The sequence below is a fragment of the Phenylobacterium sp. genome (genome assembly GCF_036563285.1).
GTDB lineage: Bacteria > Pseudomonadota > Alphaproteobacteria > Caulobacterales > Caulobacteraceae > Phenylobacterium.
In genome coordinates, this window is sequence record NZ_DATCMR010000011.1 from 239,431 (window position 1) to 252,828 (window position 13,398).

15 protein-coding genes and 1 pseudogene are annotated in these 13,398 nt (G+C 69.6%); 11 read left to right on the forward strand and 5 right to left on the reverse strand.

All coding sequences use genetic code 11. The features are described 5' to 3' along the window. Window positions 1-55: 55 nt before the first annotated feature. Window positions 56-706 (reverse strand): helix-turn-helix domain-containing protein, encoded by a 651-nt coding sequence (locus VIL76_RS11865; RefSeq protein ID WP_332045242.1) that lies wholly within the window; start codon window positions 704-706, stop codon window positions 56-58. Window positions 707-1,093: 387 nt separating this feature from the next. Here VIL76_RS11865 and VIL76_RS11870 point away from each other — a divergent pair, with 387 nt between their 5' ends. Together VIL76_RS11870 and VIL76_RS11875 are read left to right on the forward strand one after the other, a co-directional pair. Further along, on the forward strand, window positions 1,094-1,291 hold the full coding sequence (locus VIL76_RS11870; RefSeq protein WP_332045243.1) for a twin transmembrane helix small protein: 198 nt from the start codon (window positions 1,094-1,096) through the stop codon (window positions 1,289-1,291). Between the two features lie 7 nt (window positions 1,292-1,298). Continuing rightward, window positions 1,299-1,874 (forward strand): cob(I)yrinic acid a,c-diamide adenosyltransferase, encoded by a 576-nt coding sequence (locus VIL76_RS11875; protein ID WP_332045244.1) that lies wholly within the window; start codon window positions 1,299-1,301, stop codon window positions 1,872-1,874. On the opposite strand, the gene VIL76_RS11880 is transcribed toward VIL76_RS11875, so the two are convergent. Then, window positions 1,871-2,131, reverse strand: a complete 261-nt coding sequence (locus VIL76_RS11880) for a hypothetical protein (protein ID WP_332045245.1) — start codon at window positions 2,129-2,131, stop codon at window positions 1,871-1,873. The two genes, VIL76_RS11875 and VIL76_RS11880, sit on opposite strands and share 4 nt — an antisense overlap. 144 nt (window positions 2,132-2,275) lie before the next feature. Between VIL76_RS11880 and VIL76_RS11885 the strand changes: the two genes are divergently transcribed. Continuing rightward, a complete protein-coding gene (locus tag VIL76_RS11885; RefSeq protein ID WP_332045246.1) occupies window positions 2,276-3,028 on the forward strand; it encodes an electron transfer flavoprotein subunit beta/FixA family protein in 753 nt (250 codons plus the stop codon). Next, on the forward strand, window positions 3,029-3,973 hold the full coding sequence (locus VIL76_RS11890) for an electron transfer flavoprotein subunit alpha/FixB family protein (RefSeq protein ID WP_332045247.1): 945 nt from the start codon (window positions 3,029-3,031) through the stop codon (window positions 3,971-3,973). Between the two features lie 96 nt (window positions 3,974-4,069). On the opposite strand, the gene VIL76_RS11895 is transcribed toward VIL76_RS11890, so the two are convergent. After that, window positions 4,070-4,564: a hypothetical protein gene (locus VIL76_RS11895; protein WP_332045248.1), complete on the reverse strand. Its 495-nt coding sequence runs from the start codon at window positions 4,562-4,564 to the stop codon at window positions 4,070-4,072. 271 nt (window positions 4,565-4,835) lie between these two features. Beyond that, a complete protein-coding gene (locus VIL76_RS11900; protein WP_332045249.1) occupies window positions 4,836-5,207 on the reverse strand; it encodes a TonB family protein in 372 nt (123 codons plus the stop codon). Window positions 5,208-5,335: 128 nt separating this feature from the next. Between VIL76_RS11900 and VIL76_RS11905 the strand changes: the two genes are divergently transcribed. Then, window positions 5,336-6,247, forward strand: a complete 912-nt coding sequence (locus VIL76_RS11905; RefSeq protein ID WP_332046493.1) for a LysR substrate-binding domain-containing protein — start codon at window positions 5,336-5,338, stop codon at window positions 6,245-6,247. 126 nt (window positions 6,248-6,373) lie between these two features. After that, window positions 6,374-7,252: a 3-hydroxybutyryl-CoA dehydrogenase gene (locus VIL76_RS11910; protein ID WP_332045250.1), complete on the forward strand. Its 879-nt coding sequence runs from the start codon at window positions 6,374-6,376 to the stop codon at window positions 7,250-7,252. Here VIL76_RS11910 and VIL76_RS11915 read toward each other — a convergent pair. Next, a complete protein-coding gene (locus VIL76_RS11915) occupies window positions 7,249-8,739 on the reverse strand; it encodes an NAD(P)/FAD-dependent oxidoreductase (RefSeq protein WP_332045251.1) in 1,491 nt (496 codons plus the stop codon). The genes VIL76_RS11910 and VIL76_RS11915 overlap by 4 nt on opposite strands. 155 nt (window positions 8,740-8,894) lie before the next feature. On the opposite strand from VIL76_RS11915, the gene VIL76_RS11920 reads away from it, so the two are divergent. The 5 genes and pseudogenes from VIL76_RS11920 to VIL76_RS11940 form a co-directional block, all read left to right on the forward strand. Then, window positions 8,895-10,169 (forward strand): EAL domain-containing protein, encoded by a 1,275-nt coding sequence (locus VIL76_RS11920; protein ID WP_332045252.1) that lies wholly within the window; start codon window positions 8,895-8,897, stop codon window positions 10,167-10,169. Between the two features lie 34 nt (window positions 10,170-10,203). After that, a complete protein-coding gene (locus tag VIL76_RS11925; RefSeq protein ID WP_332045253.1) occupies window positions 10,204-11,073 on the forward strand; it encodes a M15 family metallopeptidase in 870 nt (289 codons plus the stop codon). A 34-nt stretch (window positions 11,074-11,107) separates the two neighbouring features. Further along, window positions 11,108-11,971: a TIGR01459 family HAD-type hydrolase gene (locus tag VIL76_RS11930; protein ID WP_332045254.1), complete on the forward strand. Its 864-nt coding sequence runs from the start codon at window positions 11,108-11,110 to the stop codon at window positions 11,969-11,971. Between the two features lie 29 nt (window positions 11,972-12,000). Continuing rightward, window positions 12,001-12,423: a MaoC family dehydratase gene (locus tag VIL76_RS11935; RefSeq protein ID WP_332045255.1), complete on the forward strand. Its 423-nt coding sequence runs from the start codon at window positions 12,001-12,003 to the stop codon at window positions 12,421-12,423. After that, window positions 12,420-13,352, forward strand: a pseudogene (locus VIL76_RS11940) (bifunctional riboflavin kinase/FAD synthetase); the annotation flags it as partial. The gene VIL76_RS11935 and the pseudogene VIL76_RS11940, both read left to right, overlap by 4 nt. Between the last annotated feature and the right edge of the window lie 46 nt (window positions 13,353-13,398).

Consider the following 13,398-nt stretch of genomic DNA (forward strand, 5'->3'; position numbering starts at 1 on the left):
CGGCCTGGCCACGACGGGGGGCCGGCCCGGATAAAGGACGCCCCCCCGCCAAGCCTTAGCCCCGCCGCGCGCCGGCGAGCAGGATGCGGATCTGGTCGCGAGCGCGGGCCTGCAGGGCCTCCAGGCTCCAGCCCTGGAAGATCGCCTGCGGGAAGTTCGACAGGTAGGCGTCGAACAGCATGGCCGCCCGCAGCTTCACTTCCGATTCCTGGCGCAGCTCGCCACGGTCGACGGCGGCGTTGAGCTGGTCGACGATCAGCTCCTGCAGCTCGAGGACGGCGGCGTGGTTGCGCAGCATCGGGCCTTCTTCCGGCGACCAGGAGACGGTGAACGCCGCCCGGGCCAGCGGGAGCTGGTTCTTGTAGAAGGCGTAGCCGGCCTGGAACATCCGCAGCAGGCTGTCCTCGACGGTGCGGCCGCGCTGGGCGGCGTCGCGCATCGCCTCGGTGAGGGCGATGACGTCGCTGACGAAGATCTCGCGGAACAGGTCGGACTTGTCGGTGAAGTTGGCGAACACCGCGCCCGTGGACATGCCCGCGGCCGCGGCGATGTCGCGGATCGTGGCGCCTTCATAGCCCTGCTCGCTGAACAGGCGGCGGGCGGCGGCAATCACCTTGCCGCGGGTCTGTTGCTTGGCGAGCGCGCGGCGGGTCGGGACCTTCACCTTGGCCTCGGCGGCGGCTTCAAGCGGAGAGACGTGCTTCATTTCTGTCCTTCGATGGGGCGTCCCATGCGCCCCGGCAGCTGGCAATTTGAGGATGGCCGGTCAGCTGTAGAAGCCGGCCGGTCGAGCGATGTCAGCCTTTGGGCGTTTCGCACGCCACGTTAGCTGAACGTGTTCAGATTTCCCCGTTAGCGCCATATGGGTAGGCTTCCCCCAAACTTCCAGGGAGCCGGTCCGCGGGGCGACGCACCACCGGCGGACTGCTACCTTGGGTTCTGCCTTCCGAGTATGGCTGTTTTGCGACGCGACCCACCAATCCGGGGTCGTTGAACATGATCGACGGCCTTCCCGTCAAGCTTGGAATTGCGCGCCGTTCTTTGAGCGGTGTTCGGCGTGGCCGAAAAGCCCCTTGGGGCCTAGATTGGGTCTATGGACGTGTTCGATTTCCTCGTGCCGGCGGCGCTGGCGGCCGTGGCCCTGGTGCTCGCCTTCGGCATCTATGCGCTCTACCGCGGCGGCGACTTCGGCCGCTCGTACTCCAACAAGTTGATGCGGCTGCGGGTGCTCGTGCAGGCGATCGCGGTGGCCATTCTCGTGGGCGCCATCCTGTGGCGGGCCAACCACTGAGGCGGCCGTGGTCACCCTGAACCGCATCTACACCCGCACGGGCGACAAGGGCTCGACGCGGCTGTCCACCGGCGAGCCGGTGAGCAAGGCCTCGCTGCGGGTGGAGGCCTACGGCGCGGTGGACGAGACCAATGCCTGCGTGGGTTTGGCGCGGCTCCACACCGCGTCCGACGCGGTGCTCGACCCAATGCTCGCGCGGATCCAGAACGAGCTGTTCGACCTGGGCGCCGACCTCTCGACTCCCGCGAAGACCGACGAGGCCCAAGGGACGGTGCTGCGGATCGTCGAGAGCCAGGTGGGGCGGCTGGAGGCGGAGATCGACGAGCTGAACGGGGCCCTCCCGGAACTGCAGTCCTTCGTGCTTCCGGGCGGCACGGCGGCGGCGGCGGCCCTGCACCTGGCGCGCACGGTATGCCGCCGCGCGGAGCGGGAGGCCGTGCGCCTAGCGGAAGCCGGCGAGGCGGTGAGCGGGCCGGCGATGCGCTACCTCAACCGGCTCTCCGACTTCCTGTTCGTGGCGGCGCGCTTCGCCAATGACCGCGGCGCGGCCGAGGTGTTCTGGAGATCCGGAGCGACCCGCTAGGGCTGCTTGGAGACCGGCCGGCCCACGGCGGCTCGGGCGGCGGCCTCGGCCTGCTTGTCCTGGATGGTGCGGCCGGTGATGTCGCTGATCAGCACCGGCGTGGCGCAGACCCGCTGGGCGTGGTCCCACCACTTGTGGTTTGACTCGCAGCGCTTGGCGGGGATGGCCCAGCCGACCGTCCAGACGCCGACGCCGATCACGGCCACGACGAAGACGCCGAGGAAGACCAGGGTCATGCGGTTGATGGTCGGGTTCATCGGTCCTCTATTAAGCCGGCCCTAGCGCCTGCAAAAGACGGAAATGCGGCGCCTGCGAAGACGCCCGGCTTGCAATGCGCGCCGGAACCTTTATTCCCGCCTCCGACCCATTTTTCACCCATTCATTTGAGGCGCTAGCAACCCATGAAGGTGTTGGTCACGGTCAAGCGTGTGATCGACTACAACGTCAAGGCGCGGGTTAAGCCCGACCAGACGGGTGTCGACCTCGCCAATGTGAAGATGTCCATGAACCCCTTCGACGAGATCGCCGTCGAGGAAGCCGTGCGCCTGAAGGAGAAGGGCGTGGCCACCGAGGTGGTCGCCGTCTCCATCGGCCCAACGCAGGCGCAGGAGACGCTGCGCACGGCGCTGGCCATGGGCGCGGACCGCGCGGTGCTGATCGACGCCGGGACCCAGGACATCGAGCCGCTGGCCGTGGCCAAGGTGCTGCAGAAGGTCATCGCCGACGAGAGCCCGGACCTGGTGATCATGGGCAAGCAGGCCATCGACGGCGACAACGCCGCGACGGGCCAGATGCTGGCCGCACTGCTGGGCTGGCCGCAGGCGACGTTCGCCAGCGCGATCGAGGCCTCCGGCGGCAAGGCCAAGGTGACCCGCGAGGTGGACGGCGGCCTGCAGACCCTCGAGGTGGACCTGCCGGCGATCGTCACCGCCGACCTGCGCCTCAACGAGCCCCGCTACGCGAGCCTGCCCAACATCATGAAGGCCAAGAAGAAGCCGCTGGACGTGAAGCCGCTGGCGGACGTGGGCGTCGACGTGGCCCCGCGGCTGAAGGTGGTTAAGGTCACCGAGCCGCCGAAGCGCGCCGGCGGCATCAAGGTGGAAACCGCCGCCGACCTGGTCATGAAGCTGAAGAACGAAGCGGGGGTCCTCTAAATGGCCGTTCTCGTCATCGCCGATCACGACAACGCGTCGCTGAAGGACAACACCCACAAGACGGTCACGGCGGCGCTGAAGCTGTCGGGCGAAGTGGACCTGCTGGTGGCCGGCCAGGGCTCCAAGGCCGTTGCCGAGGCCGCCGCCAAGATCCAGGGCGTGCGCAAGGTGCTGCATGCGGAAAGCGCCGAGCTGGGCCAGGGCCTGGCCGAGGCCTTCGAGGCCCTCGTGGTGCCGCTGGCCGCGGGCTACGACGCCATCCTGGTCCCCTCAACGTCGCAGGGCCGCAACGTGTCGCCCCGGATCGCCGCCAAGCTCGACGTGGCGCAGATTTCCGACATCGTCGACGTGGTGGACGCCAACACCTTCGTGCGGCCGATCTACGCCGGCAACGCGCTGGAGACCGTGCAGTCCTCCGACGCCAAGAAGGTGATCACCGTGCGACCAACCGTCTTCAAGGCGGCGGCGGAAGGCGGCTCGGCCAGCGTCGAGACGGTCCAGGCCCCGGCCGCGCCGGCGAAGTCCCATTTCGTCGACCAGCAGCTGGTGAAGTCGGCCCGGCCCGAGCTCTCGGGCGCCAAGATCGTGGTCTCAGGCGGCCGCGCTATGGGATCGGCCGAGGAGTTCCAGAAGGTCATCGAGCCGCTGGCGGACAAGCTGGGCGCGGCGGTGGGCGCCTCGCGCGCCGCGGTGGACGCGGGCTATGCGCCCAACGACTACCAGGTCGGCCAGACCGGAAAGGTTGTGGCGCCCGAGCTCTATGTGGCGATCGGCATCTCCGGCGCCATCCAGCACCTGGCCGGCATGAAGGACTCCAAGGTGATCGTGGCGATCAACAAGGACGCGGACGCGCCGATCTTCCAGGTGGCGGACTACGGCCTGGTGGCCGACTACAAGGCCGCCGTCCCGGAGCTGATGGCCGAGCTCACCAAGGTCGGGAAGTGACCGCGTGAGCTAAGTCATCCCGACGGCCGCAGGCCGGGCCGGGATCCAGGCGACAGAGGGGCGGCTCCGCGAGGGGCCGCCCTTTCGCTTTGTGGGCTACGAGGGCTCGCCCCGGATCGGCGAGGAGCTCACCATGCTCGGCAGGTAGGCCGCGTCGGGGCGCAGGATCAGCGGCGGGCCGCCCCGCGGCTTCGGCGGACCGATGCGGGTGCCCGTCGGCGGGCCGTTCTGCGGCGGCGGATCGAGCTGGGCGAGGCTGCCGTTGCCGAGCGTGAGCGTGACACTGCGGCCGGTGAGGCCGGCCGGGGCATAGACCGGCATCCAGCGCAGCGCGGATTCCACCGCGGTGTCAGTGGAGCGAGAGCCGGAGCTGCGCACCACGTAGGGGTTGCCCAGCCGGCCGTCGACGCCCACCTGGGCGCGGACCTTGAGCGAACCACCCGCCAGCCGCACGCCAGCGGCGGCGACCCGGGCCTCGGCGCGGGCAGCGGTCTTGCGCAGGAACTCCGTGACCTCTGGACTGGGCGCCGCATGGGCGGCCGGAGCCATCAGCATGACAGCCGCCGCCATGGCCCAGAGATAGTTCCTCACTGCCGTGCCTCCCTCTCGTCGACGCTAGGGTGCGGCCAAGTCGGGGTTCCGACAAGTCCCGTTCGGCGGTTCGCAGTCATCACATGCGTCGCCGGACGGTCAAAATGCGCCCACCGCAGGTCACGTAGCCGTCGGAGCGACGTACTGGAGGCCTAGGCGTCTGGGCGCGAAGCACCGGCCGGGGGCGCCAATGAAAAAGGGGCGGCCCGCGAGGGGCCGCCCCAGACGCTGGAGAGAGGTTCGGCGCCTGTGGGGTCGCGCCGGACCCCTCTCAGCGCGCCTTGGCCTGGACGATCGGCGCCTGGCCGAGGGTCAGCATCACCTTGCGCCCGGCGACCTGGGCCGGCACGGGGCCGACTGCCAGACGCTTCAGGGCGGCTTCGACGGCCGCGTCGGTGTCGCGCGAGCCGGTGGATTCGGCGATGGAAAGCCCGCTGAGGCGCCCATCCGAGCCGACCGTGGCGCGGACCTTCACCGGCTGGCCGGCAAGGTTCACCCCGGCCGCAGCGAGCTTTGCGTCGGCCGAGGCCGCGGCGTGGCCGAGGAAGTCCTGCACCTCCGCCGGCGGTGCGGCATGGGCAGTGGCGAAGGGCGCGACGGCGAGAACGGCGGCCGCGACCAGGGAGATGAGATGGCTCTTCATGGGTCACTTGTCCTTGTTTTTGCTGGTCATTCGAGCGGCGCGCCGTGACACTGATGTAGGTGCGGGCAGGGCCGTGAGCGAACGATAGATTTTGCCTTGGGCCGTTAGGTGAGCTAACAACCTTGGCCATGGTCACCCGCCTGCCGCCCTTCTTCGGACTACGCGCCCTGGAGGCCGCCGCCCGCCACCGCAGCTACAGCCGCGCGGCCGAGGAGCTGGCGGTCACCCACGGGGCGGTGAGCCAGCAGATCCGCAAGCTGGAGGAGGAGCTGGGCGCCCGGCTGTTCGAGCGCCGCGGCAACGAGATGATCCCCACCGCCGAGGCCGCGCGGCTCGCGGCCGAGGTTACCCGGGCGGTCGGCGTGCTGCAGAACGCAGTCGCCGAGTTCGCCAAGGCGGCCGAGCGCGACCCCCTGGTGGTCAGCATGGACCCGCAGTTCGCCAGCCGCTGGTTCCCCAGCCGCCTGCCGCGGCTGCTGTCCCACCCGGCCGGCCGGCACCTGGAGCTGCAGGTGGAGGAGCGCCGCGCCGACTTCGTCACCGACGGGATCGACGTGGGCATCCGCTACGGTGCGGGCCGGTGGGACGGCGTGGAGGCGGTCCGGCTATTCGCCGAGACGCTGATCCCGGTGTGCAGTCCGGAGCTGGCCGGCAAGCTCGGCTGCCTCTCGCCCGCGGACCTGGCCAAGGCGCCGCTGCTGCACCACCGGCACCGGCCGTGGACCCTGTGGTTCGCGCCGTTCCAGGTCACCGCGCCGCAGCCGGAGGGTCTGGTGTTCACCGATTCCCTCATGCTGGTGGAGGCCGCGGGGCAGGGCCTGGGCGTGGCGCTGGCGCGCTCGACGCTGGTGGAGGGCGACCTGCGCAGCGGCCGGCTGGTCCGCGCCGTGGAGGCCGAGGCGCCCTCGGAGCTGGGCATGTATGTCGTCTGGCGCGCCGACAGCCGCAAGGTTGCGCGCATCCAGGCCCTGCGCGACTGGCTGCTGGCCGAGGCGTCCGCATCCGACCCCGCCGCCGAGCCCGAGCCTGCCGGGGCATAGGCGCCACACTCAAGCTGTCTTACGCTGCGGCGCAGCAAAGCCCTTGTCGCGAGGGGCGTAGCCATTGTTAAGTGCGCGCCCCATACCGCGAGTGCGAAGAGCACCGCCCAAGAGGCTCTAGGCTAGATGGTTCAAATCAGGTCGGTCGGCGTCATCGGCGCCGGTCAGATGGGATCGGGCATCGCCCATGTCGTGGCGCTCGGCGGCTACGACGTCATGTTGCACGACGTGAGCCGCGACCGCATCCGGCAGGGGATCTCGGTCATTGAGCGCAACATGAGCCGGCAGGTGGTGCGCGGCATCATCGACCAGGCGGCCATGGACGAGGCGCTGAAGCGCATCAAGCCGGCAGACGAGCTGCAGACCATCGGCCAGACCGACCTGGCCATCGAGGCGGCCACCGAGGACGAGGAGGTCAAGAAGACCATCTTCAAGGCGCTCTCGCCGCACCTGGGGGACAAGACGCTGCTCGCCTCGAACACCTCGTCGATCTCCATCACCCGCCTGGCCTCGGCCACCGACCGGCCGGACAAGTTCATCGGCCTGCACTTCATGAACCCGGTGCCGGTGATGAAGCTGGTGGAGATCATCCGGGGCATCGCCACGGGTCCGGAGACCTACGAGACCGCCGTCAACTTCGCCAAGTCGCTGGGTAAGACCACCTCCAACGCCGAGGACTTCCCGGCCTTCATCGTCAACCGGATCCTGGTGCCGATGATCAACGAGGCGATCTACACCCTCTACGAGGGCGTCGGCACGGTGGACGCCATCGACACGGCCATGAAGCTGGGCGCCAACCATCCGATGGGCCCGCTGGAGCTCGGCGACTTCATCGGCCTCGACACGGTGCTGTCGATCATGAACGTGCTCTACGAGGGGCTGTCGGACAGCAAGTACCGGCCCTGCCCGCTGCTGGTGAAGTACGTCGAGGCCGGCTGGCTCGGCCGCAAGGCGGGCCGCGGCTTCTACGACTATCGCGGCGAGACCCCGATCCCGACCCGCTAGGCGGCTTCCTTCAACCGGACCTTCGCGCCCTTCGGCGCAGGGTTGGAGAACTGCATGACGCCGTCTTCAAGCTTGGCGTAGCGCAGGGTCATCAGGTCGAGGGCGTAGTTCTGGTGCAGCTTCCAGGGAGCCTTGCTCCCCTGCTTGGGGAAGCTGGCCATGGCGCGAGTGACGTAGCCGGACGTGAAGTCGAGCCAGGGCTGGGTCTCGATGCCGGGATCGGTGTTCACCGGGGTCGCCTGGCGCAGGCCGGTCTTTTTCATGTGGTTGAGCAGGCGCGTGACGTACTCGCACGTCAGGTCGCACTTCAGGGTCCACGAGGCGTTGGTGTAGCCGAAGGCCGAGGCGAGGTTCGGCACGCCCTCGTACATCATGCCCTTGTAGGAGAGCGTCCGGCCGGGCTCGATGTGCTGGCCGTCGACGACGAGTTCCAGGCCGTTCATCACCTGCAGGTTCAGGCCCGTCGCCGTGACGATGATGTCGGCGTCCAGGGTCTTGCCGGACTTCAGCTTCAGGCCCGTCTCGGTGAAGGTCTCGATGTGGTCGGTGACCACCGAGGCGGCGCCAGACCTGATCGCCTTGAACATGTCGCTGTCGGGCACCAGGCAGAGCCGCTGGTCCCAGGGATTGTAGCGGGGTGTGAAGTGGGTCTCGACATCGTAGTCGGGGCCGAGCTCGGCGCGCACCATCTCGATGATCCGCTTCTTCACCGCCTCCGGTTTGCGGCGCGCCAGGCGGAAGAACCACATGCCGAACAGCACATTGCGCCAGCGGATGACGTCGTAGGCGAGCTTGGCGGGCAGCTTCTCGCGCAGGGTGTTGGCGAGCTTGTCCTCGGCCGGCCGCGAGACGACGTACGTCGGCGAGCGCTGCAGCATGGTCACGTGGGCGGCGGCCTTGGCCATCTCCGGCACGATGGTCACGGCAGTGGCGCCGGAGCCGATCACCACCACGCGCTTGTCCGAGTAGTCTAGGTCCTGCGGCCACTGCTGCGGATGGACGAGGGCGCCCTTGTAGCGGTCCATGCCGGGCCACTGCGGGAGGTATCCGCCCTCGTAGGAATAGTAGCCGCCGCAGAGGAACAGGAAGCTGCAGGTGAAGCGGACCGGCTTGCCGTCGGCCTCGGCTTCGACCGTCCAGAGCGCGTCCTCGGTCGACCAGGACGCCTGCTTCACCAGGTGGCGGAAGCGGATGCGCCGGTCGATCCCGTACTCCCGCGCCGTCTCGCGCACATAGTTGAGGATGGACCGTCCGTCGGCGATCGCCTTGGCCTCGCGCCAGGGCCGGAACGAATAGCCCAGGGTGTACATGTCGCTGTCCGAGCGGATGCCGGGATACCGGAACAGGTCCCAGGTGCCGCCAATGGCGTCGCGTCCTTCCAGGATGACGTAGCTGCGGTCCGGCGCCTCGGCCTGCAGGTGGTAGCCGGCGCCGACGCCGGACAGGCCCGCGCCCACCACGACCACGTCGAAGTGCTCAACCGCCATGGAGTCCCCCACGCCTTCTCGTTGCCGCATCCATACCTGAACGTTGATAAGTTGTCGCCCGCCCCCCGATGCAAGCGCGGCCGCTGCGGCGTTAATCCATTCGACACCCGAAGATTCGCCGTCGGATACTCCTGGGTGATTCGAATGGCGGGACCATGCGCAGGCTCACCCTCGGCCTCTTAGTCGCGACCTACCTCTGCGTGTCGCTGACCGTGGCGCTGACGCTGTGGCGCAATGGCGGCGGCTGGGGCGCGGGCGTCGCAGCGCTGGTGGGCGCCTTCGGCCTCTGCTTCGCCTTCCACGGCCTGATCGCACGTGCGCTCGAGAACGCCGGCATCCGCAGCGAGATCGACGCGGTGCGCGAGGCCCAGAAGATCCTCATCGATCAGGTCGAGCGCCTGGACGCGAAGGTCAGCGAGGTGATCGAGGCCGTCGAGCTCGACCACCACCGCGGCGAGGAGCTGGAGACCGAGGTCCACCTGCTGGAGACGCTGGTCGGGCGCATGCAGGACCGGTTGGATGAGCGCGGCTCGGAGATCCCCGCCTACAACGGCCGGATGGGCCACAACTCGGTCCACCAATCGAGCCAGGCCTCGGCTCTGATGGACACGGTGCGCGAGGCCCTGACCGAGAACCGCGTCGACCTTTACCTGCAGCCGGTCGTGGCGCTGCCGCAGCGCAAGACCGTCTTCTACGAGAGCTTCTCGCGGCTTCGCGACGATACCGGCCGGGTCATGATGCCTGCCGAGTACCTGATGGTCGCCGAACCGGGTGGCCTGGTGACGGCCATCGACAACCTGCTGCTGTTCCGCTGCGTGCAGATCGTCCGGCGCCTGGCGACCAAGGACCGCAAGGTCGGGATCTTCTGCAACGTCTCGATGGCCAGTCTCGCCGACGAGAGCTTCTTCCCGCAGTTCCTCGAGCTCCTGGCCACCAACCGCGATCTCGCCGGCGCGCTGATCTTCGAGGTCGGCCAGGCAGCGTTCGACAGCCGCGGCTCCGTCGAAGCGCGCAACATGTCGAAGCTGGCCGAGCTCGGTTTCCGCTTCAGCCTCGACAAGGTGGTGGACCTGGACCTCGACCTGCAGGACCTGGCCCGCTCGGACGTGAAGTTCGTCAAGATCGGCGCCCAGGCGCTGCTCGACCAGCTCACCGAGGTGGACGACCGCCTGGTGCTGCGGGCCATGCCGGACCTGGCGGCGGAGGACTACGCCGCCCTCCTGCGCCGCTACGGCGTCGAGCTGATCGCCGAGAAGGTGGAGGCCGAGCGCCAGGTGGTGGACGTCCTCGAGCTCGACGTCCGCTTCGGCCAGGGTCACCTGTTCGGCGAGCCGCGGGCGATCAAGGAAGCTGTCCTCGCGGAGACCGACCCGCCGCCCGCCTTCCTGCGCCAGCCGGCGCTGCGCCGGGCCATCGGCGGTCGTGGCTGACCTAAAGCCGAACTCCGCGCGTTGAGCCGGAGCTATGAAGAAGTGGCTCGCGCTCCTTGTCGTCCTGCTGGTCGTGGGCCTCCTGGCCACGCGCGACCTGTGGCGTCGGCCGGCGGACTCGCCGCGGGAGCGCGCGTCGGCCGCGGCGCCGGCCGCGGCGCCCGCCGTTCCCTGCCCCCAGCCCGCCCGCCTCGCTGAGGCCGCGCGGGCAAACGGCGCGGCGCTGAAGGACCTCGACTGGGCGCCGTTCGGCCCGCCGGAGCAGGGCTGGGACGTCTACGAGCCGGTGATCGCCGCGGACATCGGCACGACCTGCGGCGGCGGCACGCCCGGTTTCGCCGCGGCGCTGGAGGCCTGGCAGGCAAAGAACGGCCTGCCGGCCACAGGGCGGATCGAGCCGGCAACCTTCGAGAAGATGCGGGTCATCTGGATGCTGCGCCGCCCCTTCGTGCGCCAGACCCGCGACGGGAGCTGCCCGCCGGGAGCAAGCGAGGCGGCGTTGCAACCGGCCGAGCGCGACGAGGGCTACTGGCGCAAGCAGGTGCACCTGGCCCCGCAGGCGCTCGCCGCCTACCGCCGTATGCGCGAGGCGGCCCGGCGCGAGGTTCCGGGCGCCGGGTCGGACCGGAACTTCCTGGTGCTGGTGTCCGGCTTCCGCGCGCCGGATGCGGTCTACGTGCGCGGCGGGGCGGCCCGGGCCGGCTGCTCGGCGCACCGCACCGGCACCGCGCTGGACCTCTACGTCGGCGCCTTGCCTGGATCGGATCCCACCAGCACGGCGGACGCCAACCGCTCATGGCAGGCGCAGACGCCGATCTACCGATGGCTTACGGCCAACGCCGGCCGCTACGGCTTCGTGGGCTATCCGTACGAGCCCTGGCATTGGGAGTACGCGGGCGATTGACCCGGCGCTCCGCCGCGGGCTAGGCCCGGCGGCCATGACCGCGCCCGCCCTCGTCTCCGGACTTTCCGAGATCGCCGACCAGTACGACGTCCTGCTCTGCGACATCTGGGGGGTGATCCACAACGGCCGCGAAAGCTTCCCCGAAGCCCGCGAGGCGCTCGCCCGGTTCAAGGCCGAGCACGGGCCCGTGATCCTGATCTCCAACGCGCCGCGCCCAAACGCGCCGGTGGTCGCCCAGCTGGCCGGCTTCGAGGTCACCTGGCACTCCTTCACCGAGGTGGTGACCTCAGGCGACGCCACGCGGACCCTGCTCGCCGAGCGGGCCCCGGGACCGGCTTGGTGGCTGGGGCCGGAGCGGGACGCGCCGCTCTACGAGGGACTCGACTTGGAGTTTGCCGATCTGGAGGACGCTCGCTTTATCTCCTGCACCGGGCCGTTCGACGACGAGGCGGAGACGCCGGAGGACTATAGGGAGCGGTTTGCTTACGCTGTAAGCAAGGGACTGGAGATGATCTGCGCCAACCCCGACATCGTGGTGCAGCGGGGCGACAAGCTGATCTACTGCGGCGGGGCCCTGGCGCAGCTCTACGAGGCGCTGGACGGCCGGGTGCTGATGGCCGGCAAGCCGCACAGGATGATCTACGAGCTGGCCTGCGCCCGGGCGTGCGAGCTGCTCGGCGGGCCGGTCGACAAGCGCCGCATCCTCTGCATCGGGGACGGCCTGGGGACCGACATCCGCGGCGCCAACGCCCAGGGCCTCGACGCCCTGTTCATCGCCAGCGGCATCCATGGCGAGGAGACCATCCGCGATGGCCGCCTCGATCCAGCCATCGTCCAGCATCTCCTCAGCATCGAGGGGCTCGCCGCCCGCTGGGCGATGGCCGACCTCGTCTGGTAAGGGTTGGCGGACAGGGGAGCAGCGACGCCGTGCAGGGGCTTTATTTCGACGACCTGAGCGAGGGTCAGAGCGCCGAGATCACACGGGTGGTCGGCGTGGGCGACATCGAGGCCTTCGCAGAGGTCTCCGGCGACACCAACCCGGTGCACCTGGACGACGCCTACGCGCGGACCACCACCTTCGGCGGCCGCATCGCCCATGGCATGCTGAGCGCGGCCTACATCTCGGCCGTGCTGGGCACCAAGCTGCCGGGCCCGGGCGCGATCTACCTGTCGCAGACCATGCGCTTCCGCCGGCCGGTGAAGATCGGCGACCCCGTCACGGCGCGGGCCACGGTGAAGGCGCTCGACGACAAGCGCGGGCACGTGACGCTGGAGACCGTCTGCCAGGTGAACGGCAAGACGGTGGTGGACGGCGAGGCGGTCGTCATGGTCCCCCGACGAGGCGCATGAGCCGGGTCCGCGTGATCCGAGGCTGGCAGGACCTGCCCGCGGGCGACCGCGGCGCGGCCGTGGCCATGGGCAGCTTCGACGGGGTGCACCGGGGCCACCAGAAGGTCATCGCGCTCGCCGCCGAGGCGGCGAAGGGACTGGGGGCTCCCGTGGGCGTGATCACCTTCGACCCGCACCCGCGCGCCTATTTCCGCCCCGAGGAGCCGGCCTTCCGGCTGATGAAGTTCGACCAGCAGGCGCGCGCGCTCGAGGCGCTGGGCGTCGACACGCTCTACGTCCTGCCGTGGAACGCCGAGCTCGCGAACATGAGCGACCAGGAGTTCGCCACGCGCGTGCTGCACGAGGGGCTGGGCGCGCGGCACGTGGCGGTGGGCTTCGACAACTCGTTCGGCAAGGACCGCACCGGCAGCCCGGACACCATGCGGGCCTATGGCGAGGATCTGGGCTTTGGCGTCTCGGTGGCCGAGCCGGTGGAAGACCGCGACGGGGAGAAGTTCTCTTCCACGGCCATCCGGGAGGCGCTGCGCGACGGCCGGCCGGAAGAGGCCGCGCGTATCCTGGGGCGGCCCTTCGCCATCGAGGGCGTGGTGCAGCGGGGCCGGCAGCTCGGCCGGAAGCTCGGCTTCCCGACCGCCAACGTGGACCTGGCGGACTACGTCGTGCCGCGGTTTGGTGTCTACGCCACTCGCACCCGGCTGCAGGACGGCCGCAAGCTGCCGGGCGTGGCCAACATCGGCGTGAATCCGACCGTCGAGGGCATCACCAAGCCGCTGCTGGAGGTTTGGCTGTTCGACTTCGACGAGGACCTCTACGACCAGGTCATCGAGACCGACCTCGTCCACTTCCTGCGGCCCGAGGAGAAGTTCGCCGGCCTCGAGGCGATGACCGAGCAGGTCATGAAGGACGCCGCGCAGGCGCGCGAGGCGCTGGGCGCCTTAACCGGCCGCGGCCGCACGCCCGAGGCTGCTCCAGGCC